Annotated in this window: 24 protein-coding genes; 16 read left to right on the plus strand and 8 right to left on the minus strand. The window is 65.8% G+C overall.

Going from position 1 to position 25,263, the window contains the following annotated elements; all coding sequences use genetic code 11:
• Positions 1 to 130 precede the first annotated feature (130 nt).
• Positions 131 to 958, plus strand: a complete 828-nt coding sequence (locus BMX37_RS10825) for an alpha/beta fold hydrolase (RefSeq protein ID WP_093665767.1) — start codon at positions 131 to 133, stop codon at positions 956 to 958.
• 333 nt (positions 959 to 1,291) lie between these two features.
• Here the strand turns inward: BMX37_RS10825 and BMX37_RS10830 are convergent, their stop codons facing one another.
• The gene (locus BMX37_RS10830) at positions 1,292 to 1,612 is read right to left on the minus strand and encodes an FtsB family cell division protein (RefSeq protein ID WP_244501534.1); all 321 of its coding nucleotides are present in this window, start codon (positions 1,610 to 1,612) and stop codon (positions 1,292 to 1,294) included.
• A 34-nt stretch (positions 1,613 to 1,646) separates the two neighbouring features.
• Positions 1,647 to 2,927 (minus strand): phosphopyruvate hydratase, encoded by a 1,281-nt coding sequence (gene eno / locus BMX37_RS10835; protein WP_093665769.1) that lies wholly within the window; start codon positions 2,925 to 2,927, stop codon positions 1,647 to 1,649.
• 130 nt (positions 2,928 to 3,057) lie between these two features.
• Here eno and BMX37_RS10840 point away from each other — a divergent pair, with 130 nt between their 5' ends.
• The 5 genes from BMX37_RS10840 (at position 3,058) to BMX37_RS10860 (ending at position 5,119) form a co-directional block, all read left to right on the plus strand.
• Complete coding sequence (locus BMX37_RS10840) at positions 3,058 to 3,606, plus strand: hypothetical protein (protein ID WP_093665770.1); 549 nt, start codon at positions 3,058 to 3,060, stop codon at positions 3,604 to 3,606.
• Between the two features lie 9 nt (positions 3,607 to 3,615).
• Positions 3,616 to 3,984 carry a phage holin family protein gene (locus BMX37_RS10845; RefSeq protein WP_093665771.1) on the plus strand — a complete coding sequence of 123 codons (369 nt, stop codon included), beginning with the start codon at positions 3,616 to 3,618 and terminating at the stop codon, positions 3,982 to 3,984.
• Positions 3,981 to 4,334 carry a DUF3618 domain-containing protein gene (locus BMX37_RS10850; protein ID WP_093665772.1) on the plus strand — a complete coding sequence of 118 codons (354 nt, stop codon included), beginning with the start codon at positions 3,981 to 3,983 and terminating at the stop codon, positions 4,332 to 4,334. The genes BMX37_RS10845 and BMX37_RS10850 overlap by 4 nt, the downstream gene beginning before the upstream one ends.
• Positions 4,335 to 4,377: 43 nt before the next feature.
• Positions 4,378 to 4,836 carry a hypothetical protein gene (locus tag BMX37_RS10855; protein ID WP_093665773.1) on the plus strand — a complete coding sequence of 153 codons (459 nt, stop codon included), beginning with the start codon at positions 4,378 to 4,380 and terminating at the stop codon, positions 4,834 to 4,836.
• Between the two features lie 64 nt (positions 4,837 to 4,900).
• On the plus strand, positions 4,901 to 5,119 hold the full coding sequence (locus tag BMX37_RS10860; RefSeq protein ID WP_093665774.1) for a DUF4170 domain-containing protein: 219 nt from the start codon (positions 4,901 to 4,903) through the stop codon (positions 5,117 to 5,119).
• 23 nt (positions 5,120 to 5,142) lie between these two features.
• On the opposite strand, the gene BMX37_RS10865 is transcribed toward BMX37_RS10860, so the two are convergent.
• From BMX37_RS10865 to carA, 4 genes are all read right to left on the minus strand, one after another.
• The gene (locus tag BMX37_RS10865) at positions 5,143 to 5,778 is read right to left on the minus strand and encodes a rhomboid family intramembrane serine protease (protein ID WP_093665775.1); all 636 of its coding nucleotides are present in this window, start codon (positions 5,776 to 5,778) and stop codon (positions 5,143 to 5,145) included.
• A gap of 4 nt (positions 5,779 to 5,782) precedes the next feature.
• The gene (greA, locus tag BMX37_RS10870) at positions 5,783 to 6,259 is read right to left on the minus strand and encodes a transcription elongation factor GreA (protein ID WP_093665776.1); all 477 of its coding nucleotides are present in this window, start codon (positions 6,257 to 6,259) and stop codon (positions 5,783 to 5,785) included.
• 76 nt (positions 6,260 to 6,335) lie between these two features.
• The gene (carB, locus tag BMX37_RS10875; RefSeq protein WP_093665777.1) at positions 6,336 to 9,698 is read right to left on the minus strand and encodes a carbamoyl-phosphate synthase large subunit; all 3,363 of its coding nucleotides are present in this window, start codon (positions 9,696 to 9,698) and stop codon (positions 6,336 to 6,338) included.
• Positions 9,699 to 9,810: 112 nt separating this feature from the next.
• On the minus strand, positions 9,811 to 10,983 hold the full coding sequence (gene carA / locus BMX37_RS10880) for a glutamine-hydrolyzing carbamoyl-phosphate synthase small subunit (RefSeq protein ID WP_093665778.1): 1,173 nt from the start codon (positions 10,981 to 10,983) through the stop codon (positions 9,811 to 9,813).
• A gap of 90 nt (positions 10,984 to 11,073) precedes the next feature.
• Between carA and BMX37_RS10885 the strand changes: the two genes are divergently transcribed.
• From BMX37_RS10885 to BMX37_RS10915, 7 genes are all read left to right on the plus strand, one after another.
• The gene (locus BMX37_RS10885; protein ID WP_093665779.1) at positions 11,074 to 11,529 is read left to right on the plus strand and encodes a GatB/YqeY domain-containing protein; all 456 of its coding nucleotides are present in this window, start codon (positions 11,074 to 11,076) and stop codon (positions 11,527 to 11,529) included.
• A 78-nt stretch (positions 11,530 to 11,607) separates the two neighbouring features.
• On the plus strand, positions 11,608 to 13,488 hold the full coding sequence (dnaG, locus tag BMX37_RS10890) for a DNA primase (RefSeq protein ID WP_093665780.1): 1,881 nt from the start codon (positions 11,608 to 11,610) through the stop codon (positions 13,486 to 13,488).
• Entirely contained in the window at positions 13,488 to 15,518 is a 2,031-nt protein-coding gene (rpoD, locus tag BMX37_RS10895) for an RNA polymerase sigma factor RpoD (protein WP_093665781.1), read from the plus strand. Before dnaG ends, rpoD begins: the two co-directional genes overlap by 1 nt.
• A 210-nt stretch (positions 15,519 to 15,728) precedes the next feature.
• Complete coding sequence (locus BMX37_RS10900) at positions 15,729 to 16,397, plus strand: DUF6975 family protein (protein WP_244501535.1); 669 nt, start codon at positions 15,729 to 15,731, stop codon at positions 16,395 to 16,397.
• Between the two features lie 113 nt (positions 16,398 to 16,510).
• A complete protein-coding gene (locus BMX37_RS10905; RefSeq protein WP_093665782.1) occupies positions 16,511 to 17,044 on the plus strand; it encodes a CHAP domain-containing protein in 534 nt (177 codons plus the stop codon).
• A gap of 22 nt (positions 17,045 to 17,066) precedes the next feature.
• Entirely contained in the window at positions 17,067 to 18,464 is a 1,398-nt protein-coding gene (locus BMX37_RS10910; RefSeq protein ID WP_139198077.1) for a hypothetical protein, read from the plus strand.
• Positions 18,465 to 18,545: 81 nt separating this feature from the next.
• Entirely contained in the window at positions 18,546 to 19,013 is a 468-nt protein-coding gene (locus tag BMX37_RS10915; RefSeq protein WP_139198078.1) for a hypothetical protein, read from the plus strand.
• Positions 19,014 to 19,026: 13 nt separating this feature from the next.
• Here the strand turns inward: BMX37_RS10915 and BMX37_RS10920 are convergent, their stop codons facing one another.
• On the minus strand, positions 19,027 to 20,115 hold the full coding sequence (locus tag BMX37_RS10920; RefSeq protein ID WP_093665785.1) for an anhydro-N-acetylmuramic acid kinase: 1,089 nt from the start codon (positions 20,113 to 20,115) through the stop codon (positions 19,027 to 19,029).
• A 92-nt stretch (positions 20,116 to 20,207) separates the two neighbouring features.
• On the opposite strand from BMX37_RS10920, the gene rimO reads away from it, so the two are divergent.
• The 3 genes from rimO to BMX37_RS10935 are packed head-to-tail and all read left to right on the plus strand — an operon-like array spanning position 20,208 to position 24,409.
• Positions 20,208 to 21,560, plus strand: coding sequence for a 30S ribosomal protein S12 methylthiotransferase RimO (gene rimO / locus BMX37_RS10925; RefSeq protein ID WP_093665786.1), 1,353 nt, complete (start codon positions 20,208 to 20,210; stop codon positions 21,558 to 21,560).
• Positions 21,561 to 21,620: 60 nt separating this feature from the next.
• On the plus strand, positions 21,621 to 23,027 hold the full coding sequence (locus BMX37_RS10930; RefSeq protein WP_244501536.1) for a serine hydrolase domain-containing protein: 1,407 nt from the start codon (positions 21,621 to 21,623) through the stop codon (positions 23,025 to 23,027).
• Positions 23,028 to 23,032: 5 nt separating this feature from the next.
• Entirely contained in the window at positions 23,033 to 24,409 is a 1,377-nt protein-coding gene (locus BMX37_RS10935) for a leucyl aminopeptidase family protein (RefSeq protein WP_093665787.1), read from the plus strand.
• Here the strand turns inward: BMX37_RS10935 and tpiA are convergent.
• Positions 24,400 to 25,161 carry a triose-phosphate isomerase gene (gene tpiA, locus BMX37_RS10940; protein WP_093665788.1) on the minus strand — a complete coding sequence of 254 codons (762 nt, stop codon included), beginning with the start codon at positions 25,159 to 25,161 and terminating at the stop codon, positions 24,400 to 24,402. The genes BMX37_RS10935 and tpiA overlap by 10 nt on opposite strands.
• Between the last annotated feature and the right edge of the window lie 102 nt (positions 25,162 to 25,263).

A 25,263-nucleotide genomic window follows, 5' to 3' on the forward strand; every position in this document is an offset into this window, starting at 1 on the left:
ATCGGCGGCACCGCCAGTTCTCCAAGCCGTCAAGGTTCCGGCGATCAACCTGGGCGCGGCGATGGATGAGAGCGGGAACGGCGCTCAACACCCGGCGTTGATCGCGCGCATTCAAAAGCGAGGAAGACCCATGCCTTACGTCAAGACGCGCGACGGCACCGACCTGTACGTCAAGGATTGGGGCAGCGGCCGTCCCGTGATCCTGCTCCACGGCTGGCCGTTGGACGCGGACAGCTGGGACGATCAGGCCATGGCACTGGCCGAGGCAGGGTTCCGCGCCATCGCTTATGATCGCCGCGGATTCGGTCGTTCGGGTCAGCCATGGGACGGCTACAATTACGACACGCTGGCCGACGATCTGGCCGACGTCATGCAAGCGGCCGGTGCGGAGAACGACGCAACGATCGTCGGCTTCTCCATGGGCGGCGGAGAGGTCGCCCGTTACATGAGCCGCCATGACGGCAAGGGCGTGGTCGCGGCGGGGCTGATCTCCTCCGTCGTGCCGTACATGCTGCAAACGGACGACAATCCGCATGGTGTGCCGGAATCCACGTTCCAGCAGATGCGCGCCGGCATCCGGGAAGATCGCGCGAAATTCTTCCGCCACACCTTCGCGCCGCAATTCTATGGCGTCGGCTATATCAGCAGCCCGGTGAGCGATGATGTCCTGAATTGGTCGACCAGCCTGGCGCTGATGGCAGGCCTGAAGCCGACGCTCGCGTGCCTTGACGCGTTTGCGTACACCGATTTCCGGCCCGATCTGGCGGCGTTCCGCGTACCCACGCTGGTGGTGCATGGCACGTCGGATAAGACGGTCCCGATCGACGCAGCGGGCCGGGCGGCGGCAAACGGTATCAGCCAGAGCCAACTGGTCGAATATGATGGCGCCCCGCACGGCCTGAACGTCACGGAGAGCGAGCGCCTGACGCGTGACCTGCTGACGTTCCTGGGACGCTAGACAGTCATATATTTTGTTGGGGAGCGACCGGTTCGCTCCCCATCTACCTTATCGATGTTGATATCTGTCGTGATTTTGCAGGCCATCAGCACTGAAGGTAGTTGCGTCGTCTATCGTCTTCCACTCTTCAGCTGTCCGGCATACACTGGTCTTCATGTGCGAGCCGGTCTGGACCTCTCGCCGACAGATCTTCTTCTGCTTGACGGGCTTTGCCGAGGGAGAGGGAGTCTCTGTGGCCGAGCTCGGAAGATCTTGAGCGACAGACGGACCTGCCATCACCATTAACACCGACGCAAGCAACGCGACTTTCATCACACTGTCCTTCAGCTGCATTCACTTCAACGGCACGATGACCTCGTCCGGGTGGACGACATTAAGCTCCTTGCGCGTCATTTCGTCAACCATGTCGGGATTGGCGTGATCCGGATTGAGCAAAGCGACCCGGTTCTTCAGCACCTCGCGCTTGCGGTCCAGCGCCTGATAATCCCGCTCCCGCCGGACCAGTTGGCGCTTGTAATCGCCATAAGCCAGCATCCCGTTGGGGCCGAGTATCGCATAAACGCCGAAGAACGCCATCAACGTCAGGCCCAGCGCCGGCCAGGCGGCGCGGCGCATCGTCTTGCGAAAGGCGGATGATCGGCTCACGCGTTGCATACTCGTCCCCATCGGGCGCGCGTTCAAGGGCTTGTTATCGCGCCTTGAACGCGTCGAGGCCAGCATAGCGTGCGGCGGCACCCAGTTCCTCTTCGATCCGAATCAGCTGGTTGTACTTGGCCAACCGGTCGGAACGCGCCAGGCTTCCCGTCTTGATCTGGCCGCAGTTGGTGGCGACCGCCAGATCCGCGATGGTGGCGTCCTCCGTTTCACCGGAACGGTGGCTCATCACGGCCGTGTAACCGGCGCGTTGAGCCATCGACACCGCCTCCAGCGTCTCGCTCAGCGTGCCGATCTGGTTGACCTTGACCAGCAGCGAATTGGCCAGGCCATCCTTGATCCCCTGCCCCAAACGCTTCGGGTTGGTCACGAACAGATCGTCGCCGACCAGCTGGACCTTGTCGCCGATCAGGTCGGTTAGCGCCTTCCAGCCCTCGAAATCGTCCTCGGCCATGCCGTCCTCCACCGAGATGATCGGGTAGCGGCGCGTCAGATCGGCCAGATATTCCGCCATCTCATGGCTGGACAGGATGCGGTTCTCGCCGGAGATGTCGTACTTGCCGTTCTTGAAGAACTCGGTCGCTGCACAATCGAGCGCCAGCATCACGTCCTCGCCGGGCTTGTACCCGGCCTTTTCGATCGAGCCCATGATGAAGTCGAGCGCGTCGGTGGTGGAGGCGATGTTAGGGGCGAAACCGCCCTCATCGCCCACGCCGGTCGCCAGGCCCTTTTCGCTCAGCGCCTTTTTCAGCGTGTGGAAAATCTCCGACCCGCAACGAACCGCCTCCAGAATGCTACCCGCGCCCACCGGCACGATCATGAATTCCTGGAAGTCGATCGGATTGTCGGCATGCTCGCCGCCATTGATGATGTTCATCATCGGCACCGGCAGCAAATGCGCGGCGACGCCACCCACATATTTGTACAGGGGCATGCCGCGCGCGTCGGCGGCGGCCTTCGCGGCCGCTAGGCTGACGCCGAGAATGGCGTTCGCGCCCAACCGGCCCTTGTTCTCCGTCCCGTCCAGATCGATCATCGCGCGATCCAAGTCGGCCTGATCCTCCGCGTCCATGCCGATCACCGCGTCGGCAAGCTCGTCGTTCACCGCATCCACGGCCTCGTCCACGCCCTTGCCCATCCAGCGCGACTTGTCGCCGTCGCGCTTTTCCACCGCTTCATGGGCGCCGGTAGACGCGCCGGAGGGAACGGCCGCACGACCGAAGCTGCCATCCTCCAGCAGCACATCGACCTCCACCGTCGGGTTGCCCCGGCTGTCGAGGATCTGCCGGCCATGGACGTCGATGATTGCGGTCACGTAATTACTCCCAGCGCTCTGCACGGATGCGCGCCTCTACCGTGCGCCTACCGCGGGGGCAATGCGCGTGAAGGGAACCGCGCCTGTCGTGACTGGTTGAGCGAGCAAGCAACGAAAAGGGTTTTCGACCATGGCCGACAATGACGCAAAGCCGATGACGGGATCGGACATCGAGACGCCCCCGGCGGACACCAGCTTTCGGCCGGCCGAGCCGCTGAAGAACGCCGGCGTGGAGTTCAGCGCCGACACGGTTGGTGATGCGACGGGCACGACCGGCGGAACCGCAAGTGCCGGGACCACGCTGAGGGAGGGCGCCGGCAAGCTTGGCAGCCAGGCGACCGACCGCCTGCGTGCCTATGCGGCCGATGGCCAAGCCCGTGCGGGTGATGCCCTCGGTCAGATCGTGCAGATGCTGAACGACGCGGCGGGTCAGGTCGACGACAAGCTGGGTGCGCAATACGGCGATTATGCCCGTCAGGCCGCCGGCACGGTGAACGGGTTCGCCGACACGATCCGCAACAAGGATGTGGACGAATTGTTCAACGACGTCCGGACCATGATCAGCAAGAGCCCCGCCATCGCGATCGGTGCTGCCGCTGCGCTGGGCTTCGTCGTCGCACGCATCGCGCAGTCCGGCATCGAGGCCGAGCGCGCACCCGCCGGCAACAACCGCGCATAAGGGCCCCGCGTGCTCGATACCTTGAGCCAGGATGTCGGACCGGCCGGCGACGCCGACGAAGGCGTCGCAACGCTGGTCCACCGCCTCGTTGCGGATTCGCGACTGCTCGCGCAGGCGGAGATCGCCTTGTACAAGGCGAAGGCTGCGGAGAGAATCGACGCGTATAAGAACGCGGCCATCTTCTTCGCCGTCGCTGGAGTTCTTGCCTTGTCCGCGTTGATCGCGCTGTTGGTCGGGCTGATCATGACACTTGCCACCTTGATCGGGCCGGGCTTCGCCACCGCGGCCGTGGTCGTCGGGACTTTGGTCGTGGCCGGCATCCTCGGCATGATTGGCAAGGGCAAGCTGGCGCCTGCAACGCCCCAGGTGTCATCATGAGCGGCACAGATCCAGCGCAGCGCATTGCCGACGCTGAGCAGCAGGCCGCGCTCGCCAAGCATCGCCTCGGGCAGACTGTCTCGGCGTTGCAGGTGAAGCTGAACCCGCGACGCCTTGCTCAGCAGGCGATGCGCGATGCGGCGGATCGTGGTGGCGCGGCCGCCATGACCGGTGCCGAAGCCGTACGTCGGAATCCTGGCGCAGCGGCGGGCGTCGCCGCCGCCGCCGTGCTGTTCCTGGCGCGGCACAAGGTGGCGCGCCTGTTCCGCCGACGCCGGAAAGTGCCGATGGGCAAAGTACAGCCGCAGGTTCCGCTCACTGCAAGCGACGATGGTTCCGACCTCTCCTGATTGATCATATCGCCCGATACCGGGCCATCAAAGGAATGCCGACATGGCCAATACAAAGACCCACACAGATACGCAGCACGATCACGATCACGGGCGGCTGCATGACGTGCGCGAAACCGCGACGCATGCATATGAGGCGACCCGCGACCGTACGCTCGACGCTCTGGAAAGCGGCCGTGAGACCGCTGAAAAGGCGCTTGCCGGCATCGGCAGCAACCCTCTCGCTATCGTCGTTGGCGGGCTCGCTGTTGGGGCAATCGCAGGATCGTTGATCCCCCGGTCTGCACGTGAGAAGGAACTGCTGGCGCCATTGGGCAAGCAACTTGGTGAGCGCGCCAGGACCGCGATCGACGCTGCAAAGGCTGCCGGGCTGGAGGAACTCAACAATCGCGGTCTGACCAGGGACGGTATACGCGACCAGGCGAAGGGCCTGTTCGACGGTGTCGCCACGGCCGTGTCGAACGCGGGGACCGCAGCGGCAAACGCCTCCAAACAGGGCTAACACTCTTCAATACGGCGCCGGGACGCGGTAGGGCCGCTCGCGAATCCTGATGGGACATTCGTATATGAGCAAGCTTCACCTCGTCTTCGGCGGCCGGGTCCGCGATCCGCAGACCCTCGACTGGACCGATCCGTCGAAGTTGGAAGTAGTCGGCATCTTCCCCGATTATCCCAGCGCCGAGAAGGCGTGGCGAGGCGCGGCGCAGCGGACGGTTGACGACGCCGAGATGAAGTTCGTGGTCGTCCACCTTCACCGCCTGCTTGAACCAGACCTTGCCGCTTAAGGGTCAGTCCCAAGCTTACGGTCTCAGGCCTTGCGATAACGCCAAAGCAGGATCGGTCGGGCAAGCGCCAGACCCGCGACGAAGCCGCCGATATGGGCGCCGATGGCGATCTGCCAGCCGTCCATACCGGCCAGTCCGACCAAGGCCTGTATCCCGAGCCACGCCACCGCGAGCCACATGACGTGGACAACTCCGGCCGGGATCGGGCCGACGGACCGCGCACCGCGCGCGCCATAAAGCAGCGCATAGGCGGCCAGGATCGCGGAAATGGCGCCACTTGCGCCGATTGTCGGCACGGTTGAGTCAGGGCCCAGCGCCCACTGCCCCACCGCTGCTGCATAGGCGCCAGCGACGTACAGGATCACTGTTCCAACGCCGCCCAATGCCCGTTCGACCTGCTGTCCACAAAATAACAGCATGAGCAGGTTGAGCGCGACATGCGCTAAGCCGCCATGAACTAAAGTCGCGCTCAGCGGGGTCAGCAGCACCGGCAAGGCAAAGCTGCCGCCAGGGCCAATCGGAGTGGCCGACCATCGTGCCGGTATGAAGCCCGCAGCACCCGCTGCCGGCTCCAGAGAGCCGGTCAGCAATATGGCGGCCGACACGACCAGCGTCAGAATTGCGACGGCCCAGGTGACGGGCGCCTCGCGCAGGGTCATAGCGTCAGATGAACGCGATCTTCGACACGACATAGTAGCGGTCGCCTGACGGCACCGTCACCTCGACCTCGTCGTCGGCCTTCCGCCCGATCAGCGCGCGGCCGAGAGGCGAATTATAGCTGATCCGACCCGTCTTGGCGTCCGCCTCGGTCTGGCCGACGATCTGGTACGTGATCGGCTTGTCGTCCTCGTCCAGCAGGGTCACGGTCGCGCCGAACACCACCTTGTCACCGGACAGGGTCGTGGGATCGATGATCTGCGCGCGGGACAGCTTGTCCTCGATGTCGGCGATCGAGGCCTCGATCTGGCCCTGACGCTCCTTGGCGGCATGATACTCGGCGTTTTCCGACAAATCGCCGTGCGCACGGGCCTCCTCGATCGCATCGACGATCTGCGGACGCTCTTCTTTCAGACGCTTCAGGTCCCGGTTGAGCTTCTCATAGCCCTCCTGGAGCATCGGCATCTTTTCGACCGTGGCCATCGTCTCACATCCCAATAAAGCATCACCCCGCGCGATCCCGAAAGAACCGCCCGCACATCATCGTCTCGTGCCGGGATTAGTTGTGCGACTGCGAATAATAGGATTGCAACGGACGTACTTCAAGACGCGGGTCCGCGCTCTCGTCACCGCCATGCGGCGCATTCGCACCTACGATCGCGCGTGCAGCCTCCAGACTGGCAGATGCGGTGGTGAAATACGGCACCTTGCCCGCCAGCGCCGCCTGACGGATCGGCTTCGAATCCTTCAGCGACTGCCACCCTTCGGTGGTGTTGAAGATCAATGCGATGTCGCCATCCTTGATCCGATCGCCGATATGGGGGCGACCCTGAGCCACCTTATTGACCCGCTCGATCGGCAATCCTGCCGATTGCAGGTGATCGGCCGTGCCGCCGGTCGCCACGATGGCAAAGCCGGCCTCCACCAGCATCCGCACTGCCGGAACGATGATCGGCTTGTCGCTGTCCTTCACGCTGACGAAAGCCGTGCCCGCCGGGGGGAGCAAGGTCCCTGCCCCAAGCTGCGCCTTCGCGAAAGCGGCGGTGAAGTCCCGGGCGATTCCCATGACTTCGCCGGTGGACTTCATTTCCGGGGACAACACCGGATCGATGCCCGGAAAGCGGTTGAACGGGAACACCGCCTCCTTGACCGCGACATAGTCGATCCGTCGATCGATCTGCGGCAGGTCGCGCAGCTTCTCCCCGGCCATGACCCGCGCCGCGATCTTCGCGATCGGTGCGCCGATGGCCTTTGCGACGAACGGCACCGTCCGCGATGCACGCGGGTTCACCTCAATCAGGTAGACGTGGCCGTCCTTGACCGCGAACTGGATGTTCATCAGGCCGCGCACGCCCAGCGCCCGCGCCAGGGCATCCGTCTGCCGCTCGATCTCCGCAATCGTTTCTGCGGACAGGCTGTAGGGCGGGATGGAACACGCGCTGTCGCCCGAATGGACCCCGGCCTCCTCAATGTGCTGCAACACGCCAGCCACCACGACATCGTCGCCATCCGCCAGCGCATCGACATCGACCTCGACGGCATCGCGCAGATATTGGTCGATCAGAACCGGCGCATCGCCAGACACTTGCACGGCAGTCTGGATATATTCCTCGAGCTGCGGCCGCCCGTCTACGATCTCCATAGCACGACCGCCCAGCACGTAGGAGGGGCGCATCAGCACCGGGTAGCCGATACGTTCAGCCGCCGCGATCGCCTCGTCACGGCTGCGGGCCAGGCCATTGGCCGGCTGACGCAAGCCCAGCTTCGACACCAGCGCGGCGAAGCGCTCGCGATCCTCCGCCAGGTCGATCGCATCCGGGCTGGTGCCGAGGATCGGAATGCCCGCCTTTTCCAGTGCGCGCGCGAGGTTCAGCGGCGTCTGACCGCCGAACTGGACGATCACACCGACCAGTTCACCCGACTGCTGCTCGACATGCAGGATCTCGAGCACGTCCTCCGCCGTCAGCGGCTCGAAGTACAGGCGATCCGACGTGTCATAGTCGGTCGACACGGTTTCCGGATTGCAGTTGACCATGATGGTCTCGAAACCGGTCTCCTCCAGCGCGAAGCACGCGTGGCAGCAGCAATAGTCGAACTCGATCCCCTGCCCGATCCGGTTCGGGCCGCCGCCCAGGATCACCACCTTGCGCCGGTCGGATGGCTGCGCCTCGTTCTCCGGCTCACCGAAGCTGGGCGCTTCGTATGTCGAATACATATACGGCGTGCGCGCCTCGAACTCCGCCGCGCAGGTGTCAATCCGCTTGAATACGGGACGCACGCCCAGCTTGTGGCGCAGGGCGCGTACCTCGTCCTCGGTGACGCCACCGGTCAGCGCGGTCATCGCATCGTGAACGATGCCGCGGCCGCTCGCGTTGGCGCGGGTCATCCCCTTGGGCAGGTGAACCGAGCGTGCCGCCAGGAAGCCGAGCCGCTTGTCGGAAAAGCCCATCGCCTTCAGCCGCCGCAGATCGGCAGCCTCGCGCGGCAGCCCGTCCTCAAGCACAGCCGCCTCCGCCGCGACGATCTCCGCGATCCGCTCGAGGAACCAGGGATCGTACTTGGCGATCGCGTGCACCTCGGCGACGGTGAAGCCCTCACGCAGCGCCTGCGCCGCTACCAGCAACCGGTCCGGCGTGGCCATCGCAAGCGCAGCCTCGATATCCGCGCGCGGCGCGCCGACCAGATGATCGACCTGGTTGAAGCCCGACAGGCCGGTTTCAAGGCCTCTCAGCGCCTTTTGCACGGACTCGTGGATGTTGCGGCCAATCGCCATGACCTCACCGACGCTTTTCATCGCAGTCGACAGGATCGGCTCCGCGCCCTTGAACTTCTCAAAGGCGAAACGGGGGATCTTGGTCACGACATAGTCGATCGTCGGCTCGAAACTGGCCGGGGTCGCGCCGGTGATGTCGTTTTCAATCTCGTCCAGCGTGTAGCCGACCGCCAGTTTCGCCGCGACCTTGGCGATCGGGAAGCCGGTCGCCTTGGACGCAAGCGCCGATGAGCGGGACACGCGAGGATTCATCTCGATGACGACCAGGCGGCCATCCTTCGGATTGACCGCGAACTGGACGTTGGAACCGCCTGTTTCGACGCCGATTTCACGCAGAACCGCGATGCTCGCGTTCCGCATGATCTGATATTCCTTGTCGGTCAGCGTCAAGGCCGGCGCGACGGTGATGGAGTCGCCGGTGTGGACACCCATCGGATCGATGTTCTCGATCGAACAGATGATGATGGCATTGTCCGCGCGGTCGCGGACCACCTCCATCTCATATTCCTTCCAGCCGAGCAGCGATTCCTCGATCAGCACCTCGGTCGTGGGGCTCGCATCGAGGCCCGCGCGGACGATCGTCAGGAATTCCTCGCGATTGTACGCGACGCCACCGCCCGTGCCACCTAACGTGAAACTCGGGCGGATGATGGCGGGAAGGCCAACCTTATCAAGCCCTTCCAGCGCCTCCTTCTCGGTATGTGCGATCGCGGAGCGCGCGCTCTCCAGGCCGATCTTGTCCATGGCGTCGCGGAACTTCAGCCGGTCCTCCGCCTTGTCGATCGCCTCCGCGTCGGCGCCGATCATCTGGACGCCGAACTTGTCCAGCGTGCCGTCACGGAACAGCGCCAGCGCAGTATTCAGCGCCGTCTGACCGCCCATAGTCGGCAGCACCGCGTCAGGTCGCTCCCTCTCGATGATCCGCGCGACCACTTCCGGCGTAATCGGCTCCACATAGGTCGCGTCGGCCAGTTCCGGATCCGTCATGATCGTCGCCGGGTTGGAGTTGACGAGCACGATGCGATAGCCCTCCTCCCGCAACGCCTTGATCGCCTGCGTGCCTGAATAATCGAACTCGCACGCCTGGCCGATGACAATCGGCCCCGCGCCGATCACGAGGATGGAGGAGATGTCGGTGCGTTTGGGCATGTCTAGCTCTCGATGCGCGAGCCGCTGATCGGGTTCACGATCGCGGAATTATCGGTACGAAACGGTGCAGGTGCCGCCGCGGCCTGTTCAAAGGTCTGGCCGGCGATGTCCATCAGGCCGCGCTTTTCAGCTGACCGACGAACCGTTCGAACAGGTAAAGACTGTCCTGAGGACCCGGACTTGCCTCCGGGTGATATTGGACGCTGAAGGCGGGTCGATCGTCCAGCGCCAGTCCGGCATTGCTGCCGTCGAACAAAGATACGTGCGTCTCGCGCGCGGTCGGCGGCAGGCTGTCGCGCTCTACGGCGAAGCCATGGTTCATGCTGGTGATCTCCACCGCGCCGTCCTCCAGCCGCTTGACCGGATGGTTCGCGCCGCGGTGCCCCTGAAACATCTTGGTCGTCCGTGCGCCCACCGCCAGCGCGAGCAGCTGATGGCCGAGGCAGATGCCGAACAACGGCTTACCCGTGTCGAGCATCTGCCGGATCACCGGGACCGCATAGTCGCCGGTCGCCGCCGGATCACCCGGGCCATTGGACAGGAAAAAGCCGTCCGGCTGCAGTGCCATGATCTGGTCGAACGTGGCGGTCGCTGGCACCACCGAAACCTTCGCACCCGCGAGAGCGAGATTGCGGAAGATGTTGCGCTTGCTGCCATAATCGATCGCGACGACATGTGGCCGATCCTGGTCACCGTCATGCGCGTCATAGCCGAAGCCGAGCCGCCAGATGCCGCCCTCCCAGCCGTAATGCGTCTCGGTCGACACCTCCCGCGCCAGGTCCATGCCCTCCAGCCCAGGCCAGCGGCGCGCCATGGCGAGCAGAGAGTCGATGTTGAACAGACCGTCCGCCGCGTGCGCGATTACGCCGGTGGGCGCGCCGCCGATGCGGATGCGCCGGGTGAGCGCGCGCGTGTCGATGCCGGCCAGGCCGACGCGCTTGTGCCGACGCATCCAGCCGTCGAGATTCTCCACCGCGCGGAAGTTCGACGGCTGCGTCACGTCCTCTCGCACGATCATGCCCAGCGCGTGTGGGCCGTCGGCCTCCACATCGTCCGGGTTGGCGCCGACGTTACCGATATGGGGAAAGGTGAAGGTGATGATCTGCCCGGCAAAGGACGGATCGGTCATGATCTCCTGATAGCCGGTCATGGCGGTGTGGAAGCACACCTCTCCCACCGCCTGTCCTTCGCTGCCGAAGCCGCGCCCCCACACCACCTCGCCATTCGCGAGAACGAGAACGCCGGTGGCTCCATCAGGCGCGCGGGTGGTCGTGGCGTCGGCCATGGTCGGGCAGGCACTCCGGTAAAAGTTTTGGCGATGTTTGCTAAGCCGTGGCCGCTAGACCCCGCCCCGCCCCTCGTCAATAAGACGCGCATGATTCGAGACGACATCAAGTCCGCCCAGATCGCCGCCATGAAGGCCGGCGACAAGGAAAGCCGCGCCGCCATCTCCTTGATCCAGGCCGCAATCAAGAACCGCGACATCGAGGCGCGTACCGGCGGCGCGCCGGACGACGACGACGCGCTGGTGGTCGAAGTCCTGCAGAAAATGGTCAAGCAGCGCCGCGAATCGATCGCCATGTATCGCCAGGGCGACCGCGAGGAACTGGCTGCGGCCGAAGAAGCGGAGGTCGCGGTAATCGAACGCTTCCTCCCTGCCCAGATGAGCGAGGACGACACGCGCACGGCGATCGAGTCGATCAAGGCCGAACTGGGCGCAACCGGCATGAAGGACATGGGCCGCGTCATGGCCGAGTTGAAGGCACGTCACGCGGCCAGCCTGGACATGTCAAAGGCGTCGGGTCTGGTGAAGGCCGCGCTGTCCAACTGACGACGATCGAGACGGCGGCCACGAACTGGCGCTTGCCAGCGGCTGCCGTCATCCGGCAAAGGGCGTTATAATGCGCGGGTGAGTCTCTCCCCCGCCTTTCTCGACGAACTGCGTGCGCGCACGTCGCTGTCGGCGCTGATCGGCAAGACGACCAAGCTGCAAAAGGCCGGGCGCGAGTTTCGCGGTTGCTGTCCGTTTCACAACGAGAAGACGCCCTCGTTCTACGTCAACGACGACAAGGGCTTTTACCACTGTTTCGGCTGCTCCGCGCATGGTGATGCCATCCGCTGGATGACCGATCAGCGCGGGCTGCCCTTCATCGACGCGGTCAAGGAACTCGCCCAGTCCGCTGGTCTGGAGATGCCGGCCACCGACCCACGCGCTGCTAAAAAGGCGGAGCGGCAAAAGGGGCTGCATGAGGCGATGGAAGACGCCGCCGCCTTTTTCACCGAGCAGCTTCATGGGATCGCCGGGGCGGATGCACGGGCGGTGCTGGAAAAGCGGGGCATCTCTGCGGAAACGGCGCGAACATTCGGCTTCGGTTTTGCGCCCGACGCGCGCAACAGGCTGCGCACGGCGCTGAAGAGCTATGGCGACGCGATGCTGGTGGAGGCGGGCCTGCTGATCCAGGTCGAGGGCAAGGAGCCTTACGATCGGTTTCGCGGCCGGCTGATGATACCGATCCGCGATCCACGCGGGCGGGTGATCGCCTTTGGCGGCCGCATCATCGGGGACGGCGAGCCCAAATACCTGAATTCCCCCGACACGCCGTTGTTCGACAAGGGGCGCACCCTCTACAATCTGGATCGCGCGGCGCCGGCGTCACGGAAGTCGGCCCGCGCGATCGTAGTCGAAGGGTATATGGACGTCGTCGCCCTGGCCCAAGCGGGGATCGGCGAGGCTGTCGCGCCGCTTGGCACGGCGCTGACCGAGGCCCAGCTGGAGCGGCTGTGGCGCATGGTGGACGTTCCGATCGTCTGCCTGGACGGCGATGCGGCGGGGCAAAAGGCGGCGATGCGTGCCGCCCACCGGGCGCTGCCGATGCTGGCGCCGGGCAAGAGCCTGGCGTTCGTCACGCTGCCCGATGGTCAGGATCCCGACGATCTGGTGCGGTCGAAGGGTGCGGCGCCGATGGAAAAGCTGCTCGCAGAAACACAACCCTTGGTCGACCGGCTGTGGCAGGCGGAATTGGCCGCCGAGCCGCTCGACACGCCGGAGCAGCGTGCCGGGTTGAAGCAAAGGCTGGCTGATCTGATTCGGCCGATCACCGATGCTTCCGTCAAATACGAGTATCAGGCCGAATTCCGCCGCCGCTTCGATGCGCATTTCTCGCCGCAGCGTCGCCCCTTCGTCCCCTTCGAGAAACGGACCGGCGGCAAGCGACCGGCCGGGCGGTCCGGCTGGCAGCCGGCGCTGCCGGTGACCGAAGACGCGAAGAAGGTCCACGCCGCGGGGATCGACCGCGTCTTGGCCAAGGCGGTTCTTGCCGGCTTGATCCGCCATCCTGCGGAAATCGCGCGGCACATGGAGGTGCTCGGATCGCTGCGACTGGCGGACGGCGCGCTGGGCCGGCTGTTCGAGGCGGTGGTCGATCTTGCGGTGGAAGAACAGGCGCTTGATAGCACGCGGCTGGTTACCATATTGGCACGATCCGGCCTCGGCGACGTGGCCGGCGAGCTGCTGAGGGCGGACACCATGCCCTATTCGTTTACGCAAAAGTCGGCCGATCCCGTCAGGGCGCAGGCCGATTTGGACGAGGCGATCGCGATCCTGGTCGCGAGGCCCGAAGTGGACATGATGCTGGCGGATGCGACATCGGCCATGCAGTCACGCTTCACCGACGACGCGTTCGAACGGCAGGTCGCATTGGTGAGGGAAAAACAGGCGTTGGAGCTTCGGCTTGCAAATCTGGTGCAGGCGAACGAAGACGCCCGCGCGTTGGGACCTGAGGAAAATTGATGGCGAAGGCGAACATGGCGGATGCCCCCGAGAGCACGGAAACCGGGGATGCGCCGCTGATCGATCTCAACGACGCATCGGTCAAGAAGCTGATCGCCCGTGCGAAGAAGCGCGGCTACATCACCTATGACCAGCTGAACGAGGCGCTGCCGCAAGGGGAGATGTCGTCCGATCAGCTTGAGGACGTCATGGCTGCGCTCAACGAAATGGGCGTCAACATCGTCGAGAACGAGGAACAGGGCGAGGACGGCGAGCCCGAGGAGCGCGCCGACGACACTGACGAGCCCGAGGCGGAAGCTGGCGACGCGGATGCGCCTGCCGTCGAGAAGAAGAAGGAAACGGTCGATCGCACCGACGACCCGGTGCGCATGTACCTGCGCGAAATGGGCGCGGTGGAACTGCTGTCGCGTGAAGGCGAGATCGCCATCGCCAAGCGGATCGAGGCGGGCCGGGACACGATGATCTTGGGCCTGTGCGAGTCGCCGATCACGTTCAACGCCATTATCGACTGGTCGACCGCGCTGAACGAAGGGACGATGCAGCTGCGCGAGATCCTGGATCTCGACGCCATGCTGTCCAAGGGGCCGTCCGCCGAGCAGGTCGAGGGCGCAGAGGACGACGATTCCGGGGAAATCAGCGAATCCGCCGCCGGCCCGTCCTACAAGGAGGAGGACGAGGTCAAGGAAGAGGCATCCAACGACGACGAGGACGACCTGACCGAGCGCCGCGCGCCGCGGCCGTCCGATGACGAGGAGGAAGACAACACGCTCTCCCTCGCCCAGATGGAAGAGCAGCTGAAACCGCAGGCGCTGGAGCGGTTCGCCAACATCACGTCGTTGTACAAGAAGTTCTCCAAGATCCAGCAGAGCCGCCTGGACGCCATGGGCGGCGGCGGCGAACTGTCGGCGTCGGATGAGAAGAAGTACCACAAGCTGCGCGAGGAACTGACCGCCGAGGTTGAGAGCGTCCAGTTCCATAACGCGAAGATCGAGTATCTCGTCGACCAGCTCTATGCCTTCAACAAGCGCCTGACCGCGCTCGGCGGGCAGATGCTGCGCCTGGCGGAGCGGCACAAGGTCAGCCGGGCCGACTTCCTGAACCGCTATGTCGGGCACGAGCTGGACGACAGTTGGCTGCAGACGGTGGGCAAGGTCGACAAGAAGTGGGGCAACTTCGTCACCAACGAAGGCGCCGCGGCCGACCGTATCCGTACCGAGATCGGTGAGATCGCACAGCAGACCGGCATGGCGCTGATCGAGTTCCGCCGCATCGTCAACATGGTGCAGAAGGGCGAGCGCGAGGCGCGGATCGCCAAGAAGGAAATGGTGGAGGCCAATCTGCGCCTCGTCATCTCCATCGCCAAGAAGTACACGAACCGCGGCCTTCAGTTCCTGGACCTGATTCAGGAGGGCAATATCGGCCTGATGAAGGCGGTGGATAAATTCGAGTATCGCCGCGGCTACAAGTTCTCGACCTACGCCACCTGGTGGATTCGTCAGGCGATCACCCGCTCGATCGCGGACCAGGCGCGGACTATCCGTATCCCGGTTCACATGATCGAGACGATCAACAAGCTGGTCCGCACCAGCCGCCAGTTCCTGCACGAGCAGGGCCGCGAACCGACCCCGGAGGAGATGGCCGAGCGCCTCTCCATGCCGCTGGAGAAAGTTCGCAAGGTGATGAAGATCGCCAAGGAGCCGATCTCCCTCGAGACGCCGATCGGCGATGAGGAAGACTCGCACCTGGGCGATTTCATTGAGGACAAGAACGCGATCATCCCGGTGGATGCAGCGATCCAGGCGAACCTGAAGGAAACGGTGACGCGCGTGCTTGCCTCCCTCACCCCGCGTGAGGAACGTGTGCTGCGCATGCGCTTCGGCATCGGCATGAACACCGACCACACGCTGGAAGAGGTCGGGCAGCAGTTTTCGGTCACGCGCGAACGTATCCGCCAGATCGAGGCCAAGGCGCTGCGCAAGCTGAAGCACCCCAGCCGCAGCCGCAAGATGCGGTCGTTCCTCGACCAGTAAGCTGGCGGGCACTTCGGTTCGTTCGACGGCCGGCGAAGCGGATGCGCTTCGCCGGCCGTTTCGTTGGTGCCGTCCGGTGCAGGGCCAAATGAGCCGATTTGTGGTTCCTAACCCCATGATAACCATGTCTTTACGTGCTTCGGTATACAAGATCGACAGACAAGGAGCGGTGGCGCCGAAAGGGGCGCGGGAGCCCGGTCGGAAGGAAGCATGGACAATCGAGCCACAACCCCCGCACTGAGGATGCAGGATGGCGCCTGGAGCGTCGTCTTGCGCCTGGTGAACGCGGACGGATCGGGGTCCCATGCCTGGTTCCGCCAGCTTAACAGCGTCAACGCACGGCCCCGCGATCTGGCGGACGCCGTGCATTTCCTTTGCACGCTGTACAGCCACCATCCCAGCCTGATCGATGAAGCGCACTCTCATGGCGCCGCGCCGACGGCTGACGCTTGGATGGCCGAGGCGGTGGAGCGGTTCGCGGAGGAGCGGCGGCATCTCGCCCATCTGACCGCCTGCGCCGGGCCTCTGCCGTCGACGCCGGGTCATGCCGCGGCGCATGCGGCAATCACCGGTCAGCGCCACGCCCTGTCGGTGCTGGCCCGATCGGAACGCAGTTGCTGCGCGGTCGGCACGGTGGCGGCGCTGGTGATGGACTGGACCCGCATACGCGAAATGCTGGACATCGCCGCCGACCGGTTCGGCGCCCCGGTGGAGGTCACCGCCCAGCCGTCAATGGCGGTGGTCGGCCGCGCAATGGATGCGTTCGTCACCGGGCCCGCCGCCGAACGCGCCGTCAGCTTCGGCGCCCAGCAACTGCTCGCCCAGCATCGCGGCTTGTGGTCGCTGCTGGAAGCACGAGCCTCGGCGCGCGGCGCCTGAACCGAAGTCGCCCACCTGCCCCGCGGACGCGACCAATCGCGTCGGCTCGTTCACCTCACCACAACCCTCCTCCGCTATCGTCCTGTTCCAGCGCCTTACCGGCGGGAGTTGCTATGCGAATCTTTCTGGCGATCACCGCCGCCTCCGCCGTGTGTTCTGGCGGAACGGCCACGGCGTCCCTGCTCGACTATGTCGGGCAATGCGTCCCGTTCGCGCGGGCCGCGTCGGGGGTGGCGATCTATGGCGATGCATGGACATGGTGGGATCAGGCCGATGGCCGCTACGACCGGGGACACACGCCGAGGGTCGGCGCGGTGGTGGTGTTCCCGCGCTCCGCTCGCCTGCCGCTCGGCCATGTTGCGGTGGTCAGCCGCGTCGTGGAGAAACGCGTGGTGATGCTGACTCACGCGAATTGGTCACGCCAGAACGGCGAGCGCGGACATGCCGAACAGGACGTGACGCTGTTCGACGTCTCGCCACGCAACGACTGGAGCTCGGTCAAGGTCTGGTACCGCGACTCGGACGGGTTGGGCGGCAGCGTCTATCCCGTGAACGGATTCATCTATGGCCAGGGCAAGGCGGCACGCGAGTTGACCGGGCGCCATCCGGATGATGTCGGGGCGCTGATCGACGCCTACGCGCCCTGACATCGTGACAGCGGGGGTGACCATGTCGGGTCGCGTACACCCGCGTTCGGGCTGGATCGCGGTCGCTGCCATCACCCTGTTCGGTCTGGCGCTCCGACTCATCTGCGCGCGGGGCGGCCTGTGGCTGGATGAGGCCTGGTCCGTGTTGATGGTGCATGAGGTCGGCACCCCGGCCGGCGTGTTCCTGTCGATCAACCACGACAACAACCACTTTCTTAACAGCCTGTGGTTGCAATGGGTCGGCATGGGCGCGTCGCCGCTGATCCAGCGCGCGCTGTCCATCGCGACCGGCACGGCGGCCATCCCGGTCGCGGCGAACCTAGCCGTGCGACAGGGACGCTGGCCCCCGCTCGTCACGGCCCTGCTCTTCGCGACCGCCCCGATCCTGGTCACGCTGGGGTCGGAGGCCCGTGGCTACGCGCCGATGACGCTGTGCTTCCTGCTTGCCCTCCGGCTGGCGGACAGGGCGCTGGCCGAAGGGGTCGCCGGGGAGCGGTCGCTGGGCATGGCAATATGCTTCGTCGTCGGCGTACTGGCACAGCTGACGATGGTGTTCGGGGTGGTCGCGCTGATCGGCTGGGCCGCGTACACCTTGTGGCGGGACCATGGTGCAGCTGTGGCGGCGCGCCGGGTCGCGGGGCTGTTCGGCCCGGCATTGCTCGCGCTGGGCGGTACGCTGAGCGTGCTGTGGATCGTTGCGGAGCGTAGCCCAACCGGCTTTCACTTCGGCTCGTATGAGGCGTTCACGACCATGGCGTGGCTTCGCGCCTTGGTGGAGGTGCTGGGGTTCTCGGTCGGTGTGCCGCTTCTCAGCCCGCTGCTCATCGCCGCGGCACTGGCGCTGCTTGTGGTCGCACCGCGGCTCGGTGCCTCGCGCATGCCCTTGTACCTGCTGGCGATGGTCGGCTTTCCGCTCTCGATCGCTGTTCTACGATCGATCAATCCGGGGCACGCGCGCTATTATCTGCTCGTCGCACTCGCGCTGCTGCTCCTGCTGGGGGAGGTCGTCGGACGGGCGCTTTCTACGACTGGCTGGCCGAGGCGCGTGGCTAGCGGGACGCTGGGCGCGCTGCTGGTCGCCGCGCTGTGGCAGGACGCGGTGCTGGCGGTGAACCTCCGGGCCGATCCCATGGTCGCGATCGCGTCGTTGCGGGCGCGGGCACCGAGTGGGGCAACCGTGCTGTTCGATCGCGAGACTGGTGAAGGTGTGCTGCGGGTCGCTGCCTCGCAAAGCCGCTATGCGTTGATCGCCGCACGCGGTCCCTGTCCCCCCAGCCGCTTCGTGTTCCTTGACCGGTTCGGCGGAGAAACCATGCCGCTGCGCCTCGCCCGATGCGGCGCGCGGTACCGATCCATTGGCCGCCGGTACGTGCGCGGCATGTCGGGCACGCATTGGGCCCTGTACGAGCGTCAACCCTGACGATCTGCCGCCCGTCCGGAACCGCGCAGGTATCGGCATCGTTTGCGTTCGCATCGCAAGCGTAACAAGGGTTACCCAAACATGTCACATATTCCGGCCTCCGCCATGCCGCACGCCCAGTCGCACGACGACCTGCCCAACAACGACCCGGCAAAGAGCAACACGCCGACGACATCCGGAGAGGCTGGCAAGGCCAACGACACGACCGAAGGGTCAGCGGATCGGGTCGACGCGCTTGCCGACCAGGCACGCCACGCAGCGCATGCCGCGGGCGAAGCCATTGGGTCGTTTGCAGGAACCGCCGGCGATGCGGTGAAGTCCGCCGCAGACACCGCTTCGCAAAAGGCCAGCAGCGCCGCCACTGCCACCGGTGAGGCAGCAAAGACGGCGGCCGGAAAGGTCAACGCGCTGCCCACTTATGCCAAGGTGCTGGGCGCGGCCGCTCTGGTCGGCGGCATCGCGGCCGCAGCCGTTCTGCCGTTCCTGAACGAGCCGGAAGACACCGGCCGCGCCAAGCGCAAGAAGGCTAAGGGCCAGAAGAAGGCCTGAGCGCCTTTCAACGTCATGCCGGGCGGTGGATAACTCCGCCCGGCATCGCCATCGGAACACCGGTGGTGCCGGGAAAGCTGATCGGCAGCCCTTTCAGCGTCCGTACCGCCATATAGGCGAACCCTTCCGCCTCCAGCGCGTCGCCGTTCCAGCCGAGTGCGTCGGCGGCCTCCAAGGGAATACCGGTGCTCTCCCGGATCATCCGCATCAACGTCGGGTTGTGACGGCCACCGCCAGCGACGATCAGGCGCCGCGGCTGTGTTTCCAGCACACCCAACGCCTCCGCCACCGTGGCGGCGGTGAAGGCGGTCAGCGTCGCTGCGCCATCGGCGGCCGACAATCCCCGCGCCGGTTGTATCGTGAAGTCGCTGCGATCGAGGGACTTGGGCGGGGGTGCGTCGAAGAAGGGATGGTCCAGCATCGCGGTCAACACCGCATGATCCACCCGCCCGCTCGCCGCCAGCGCACCATCCGCATCGAAACGCGCGCCGCTTTCCGCCTCGACCCAGGTATCGATCAGCCCGTTCGCCGGCCCGGTATCGAACGCGACCAGCCCCCCATCGCCACCCACAACCGTTATGTTCCCGACGCCGCCCAGATTGAGCACCGCGACAGGCTTCTCGAAATCGGCGCACAGAGCCGCGTGATAGACAGGCAACAACGGCGCACCCTGCCCGCCCTCGGCGACATCGGCGCTGCGGAAGTCGGACACGGTGACGATCCCGGTCGCGGCAGCCAGCACCGCGCCGTCACCGATCTGCCATGTCCAGCCGCGATCCGGGCGGTGGGCGACGGTCTGGCCGTGATAGCCGATCACCCCCACTTCGTCCGCCGACACACCCGCATCGCGCAGCAGCTTGTGCACCACCAAGGCGTGCGTCCGGTCGATCAGTTCGCCGGCGCGGACCAGCGGCGGGCTGGCGCGCGGACGCTCGAACGTCAGCGCCATCGCGGTCGCCTCCGCCAGTTCCCGCCGGGCCACGTCCGAATACGCCTCTCCACGAAAGGCGACGGGGCGGACCAGCGCCTCCCCATCGGTTTCGATCAACGCCGCGTCGATCCCGTCGAGCGAGGTTCCGGACATGAGGCCGATGGCTAGCATGGCCGCTCTCCTCCCCCCTTCGTCCAGCAAACGCAAGGTCTTGCGCCGACGCTGGAAAAAGCTGCGCAAATCGCCTATGTGCGCCGCCTCCCATGGCAACCCGTCTCCCCTCCCCGCCGCGCGTCGGCATGGTCTCGCTCGGCTGTCCCAAGAACCTGGTCGATAGCGAGCGCATTCTGGGACAGCTTCGGTCGGAGGGGTACCAGATGTCCCCCGACTATGCCGGGGCCGATGTGGTGCTCGTCAACACCTGCGGCTTCCTCGACAGCGCCAAGGAGGAAAGCCTGGAGGCGATCGGAGAGGCAATCGCGGAGAACGGCCGCGTCATCGTGACGGGATGCATGGGCAAGGAAGCGGAGGCGATCCGCGCCCGCTTTCCCCAGGTCCTCGCGATCACCGGCGCGCACCAGTACGAACAGGTCGTCGATGCGGTCCACCACGCCGCGCCTGCCACGCGGTCGCCCTATCTGGATCTGGTGCCCGGAGGGTCGGTCGAGGATACCGACCTGAAGCTGACGCCGCGTCATTACAGCTATCTGAAGATTTCGGAGGGCTGCAATCACCGCTGCTCCTTCTGCATCATCCCCTCCCTGCGCGGCGACCTGGTCAGCCGGCGGCCCGACGCGATCCTGCGCGAGGCGGAGAAGCTGGTCGCGGCGGGCACGCGCGAGTTGCTGGTCATCAGCCAGGACACGTCGGCCTATGGCATCGACATCCGCAACGAACCGCGGATGTGGAAGGGGGCGGAGGTGCGCCCGCACATGACCGATCTGGCGCGGGAGCTGGGCCGGATCGCGCCCTGGGTCCGGCTGCACTATGTCTATCCCTATCCGCATGTCGACAGCGTGATCCCGTTGATGGCGGAGGGGTTGGTGCTGCCGTATCTCGACATTCCGTTCCAGCATGCCGCCCCGTCGGTGCTGCGACGGATGAAGCGCCCGGCTAACGATGCCAAGGTGCTGGACCGCATCCGTGGCTGGCGCTCCGTGTGTCCCGATATCGCGATCCGTTCCACCTTCGTGGTCGGCTTTCCCGGTGAGACCGAGGAGGATTTCCAGTACCTGCTCGACTGGCTGGACGAGGCGCAGCTCGACCGGGTCGGCGCGTTCCGTTTCGAGCCCGTGGAGGGGGCGAGCGCGAACCTGCTTCCCGATCCGGTGCCGGAGGCGCTGAAGGAAGAGCGTTACGCCCGGATCATGGAAAAGACGGCAGCCATCTCCGCGGCGAAGCTGGAGGCAAAGGTCGGGCGGACGCTGTCGGTCATCATCGATGCGGTGGACGACGAGGGCGGCGCAACCGGCCGGTCGCAGGCGGATGCGCCCGAAATCGACGGGGAGGTGTTCCTGCGCGACTCCGCTCACCTGCACCCCGGTGATATCGTGCCGGTCCTGGTCGAGGATGCGGACGAACATGATTTGTTCGGGGTGCCGGTCGGGGCGAACTGACCGCGCGGTCCGGCCGCCAACCACATTGCGCCGGTCGGTCTTTTCTGGTTCGTTGGTACCATGAAACTCCGCCTGATGCTGGGTGCCGCCGCGATGTGCGTGGCCGCGCCCCTTTCCGCCCAATCGCTGACTGCCGAACAGACCCGCGCGATCGACGATTCCGTGTCGAAGGCGCTGGCGGCCACCGGCACGCCCTCCGCATCGATCGCGGTGGTACGGGACGGCCGCATCGTGCTGGCCAAGGCCTATGGCAAGGCGTCGGAGACGATCCCGCAGGCGCGTACCGACCTGCCCTATCAGATCGCGTCCATCTCCAAGCAATTCACCGCCGCCGCCGTGCTGCTGCTGCGCCGCGACGGGAAGCTGTCGCTGGAAGACACGGTGGCGAAGTACGTGCCGGGCATCACCGGCGGCGACACCATCACCATTCGCCAGTTGCTGAGCCACACGTCCGGCCTGCAGGATTACTGGCCGCAGGATTACAGCTTCGCCGCGATGGAGCGGCCGACCACCCCGCAACAGATCGTCGATCGCTGGGCCAAGAAGCCGCTCGATTTCGCGCCCGGCACCCAGTGGCAATATTCCAACACCGGCTATGTCGTCGCGGGTATGATCGTGGAAAAGGTGGCGGGAGAGCCGTTGCTCGCCTTCCTGCAGAAGCGCGTGTTCAAGCCGCTGGGCATGAAGGCGATGGATCAGGACCTGGCCGTCGGCCCGCGCTATCCACAGGGGTATCACCGCTATGCGCTGGGCCCGGTGCGGGTGGAGAAACCCGCCGCATCGGGCTGGCTGTACGCCGCCGGCGAGTTGGCGATGAGCCCGACGGACCTCGCCAAATGGGACATCGCACGCCTGAACCGCACCCTGCTGACCCCGGCTGAATGGGCCGAACAGGAAAGCGCGATCAAGCTGTCGGATGGCAAGGACACGGGATACGGCCTGGGCGTCGATGTCGGGCAACAGGACGGCCGCCGCATCGTCGAACATGGCGGCGAAGCCGTCGGCTTCCTGTCGGAGAACGTCGTCTATTCCGACAGCAAGACCGCCGTGGTGGTGCTGACCAACTCCGACTTCGGCAACGCCCAGACGGTGATCGCGCGCGACATCGCGAAGCTGGTGCTGCCACCGGTCGCGCCAGGTGCGGCGACAGGCGACGAGAGCGCCCGGACAGCCGCCGCCCGTCGCGTGTTCGACATGCTGCGTGGCGGCACGCTGGACCGCGCGCTGCTGACGCAGGATGCCGCCTATTATTTCACGCCGGAGGCACTGGCGGACTATCGCGCCAGCCTGTCGGCCCTCGGTGAGCCGACCGGGTTCGAGGCTGTTCGCGGACCAAGGCTGCGCGGCGGCTTCGTCAACCGCAACTACCGCGTGACCTATGGCGACCGCACGTTGAACATCATCACCTATGCCGAGCCTGGCGAGGCGGGCCGGTACGAGCAATTCCTGGTTCAACCGGCGAGCTGAGATCCATGGCCGACATCCTTCTTCATCCCGACCGCGGCCAGGCCGCGCACAGCATCACCGTGGTGCATCCCGACGACTGGACCGGCTGGCTCGGCAACCAGTCGCCACGGACCCGCACAGCGGTCGCCGCGCATCAGTTGACCGGCAAGGCCGGCGACCGGGTGATCCTACCTGGCAACGGGGTGGAGGACTGGTCCGCCCTGCTGGTGTGCGACGAGGACGCATCCTCGCCGTGGAAGATCGCGTCCATGCCGGGGTTTCTCCCGCCAGGGCTGTACCGGCTGGCCAATGGGGAGCCGGGCGCGGCGATGCTCGGGTGGGTGCTCGGGCAATATCGCTTCGACCGCTACACCAAACCTGCCGATCAGGGCGCGCGCGTGTTGCTGACCGGCGAGCCGGGCCGGATCGACGAAACGCTGCGCCTCGCCGCGGCGACCGCGCAGGTCCGAGACCTGGTCAACACCGGCGCGTCCGATCTCGGCCCCGCGGAGCTGGAGGCGGAGGCGGAGGCGCTGGCGAGGCGTTTCGGCGCGACGTTGCGCGTGACCCAGGGCGACGCGCTCGCGACCGGCTATCCGATGATCCATGCGGTCGGCCGGGCCGCGTCGCGCGATCGCCAGCCGCGCCTGGTCGAACTGGAATGGGGTGACGCGGCGCATCCGCGGGTGGCGATCGTCGGCAAGGGCGTGTGCTTCGATTCCGGTGGCCTCGACATCAAGCCCGCGTCGGGCATGCGGCTGATGAAGAAGGACATGGGCGGCGCGGCGCATGCCCTGGCGCTCGCCGGGCTGGTCATGGCGGCGGGGTTGAAGCTGCGCCTCCACCTGCTGATCCCGGCGGTCGAGAACGCGATCGCCGGCAATGCCTTTCGCCCCGGCGACGTGTTGTCCACGCGCGCCGGGCTGACCGTGGAGAACACCAACACCGATGCGGAGGGGCGCCTGATCCTGGGTGACGCGCTATGTCGCGCGGGCGAGGACAAGCCGGAACTGATCCTCGACTTCGCCACCCTGACCGGCGCCGCTCGCGTCGCGCTCGGCCCCGACCTGCCGCCACTGTTCACCGATAACGAGGCGCTGGCCAGCGAACTGCTCTCCGCGGGTGAGAGGCTGGGCGACCCGATGTGGCGGATGCCGCTGTGGAACGGGTACGACAGCCTGTTGAAGTCGGATGTGGCCGACATGGTCAACGCACCGGATGGTGGTTTTGCCGGTGCGATCACGGCCGCGCTGTTCCTGCGCCGCTTCGTGCCGAAGGGCACGGCCTGGGCGCATCTCGACGTGTTTGCGTGGAGGCCCACCGCGAAACCGGGTCGGCCGAAGGGCGGCGACGCCTATGCCCTGCGCGCCGCCTTTCAGGTGCTGAGCGATCGTTACGCCTGAACCAGCGGCAGGCCGGCGGCGGCTTCTATGATGGGCACGAACTTGGCCGCGGTCAGGCTCGCGCCGCCGACCAGCGCGCCGTCGACATTGTCGACCGACAACAGGCGCGCGGCGTTGTCGCCCGTGACCGAACCACCATACAGGATGCGGATCGCATTTGCGGCGTCGCCGATCATGGTGCGCAGCTTCGCCCGCGCGATCGCGTGGATGGAGGCGATGTCCTCCTCGGTCGGGGTCTTGCCCGTGCCGATCGCCCAGCGCGGTTCGTAGGCGAGCGTGAACCAGTCGGCATGCGCATTATCGGGCACCGACTTCTCGATCTGTGCCTGCACCACCCGCTCGGCCCGGCCCGCGTCCCGCTCCGCCTCCGTCTCGCCACAGCACAGGATCACCGACAGCCCTTCGCCATGCGCGGCCATCGCTTTCGCCCATGCGTCGTGGCTGGTTTCGTGCTGGTCGGCACGGCGTTCGGAATGGCCGGACAGGGTGAACCGCGCGCCCGCCTCGCGCACCATGCCCGCCGACACGCATCCGGTGTGCGCGCCGGACGGCTTTTCATGCACGTCCTCCGCCCCGATCGCGAGGGTGGGCACGCGCTCCGCAGCCGCCGCGATCAGGGTAAATGGCACCGCCACGGCCACATCGACGTTCGGATGCGCGAGCGCAGACGCCGCGATGCCGTCCAGTTCGCCCAGGTCGGCGCGCGTGCCGTTCATCTTCCAATTTCCCGCGACCAGCTTGCGCCTTGTCATATCGCCCTCCCTGTGTGGCGGACGGGATAGCGGCCCCACCGCCCCGCACAAGCTTGCTGGCGGCGGCTCGCGTCCCTAAAGCGGGCGATCCTTTCCCTTCGG

This window comes from Sphingomonas gellani (assembly GCF_900110035.1).
Lineage (GTDB): Bacteria > Pseudomonadota > Alphaproteobacteria > Sphingomonadales > Sphingomonadaceae > Sphingomonas > Sphingomonas gellani.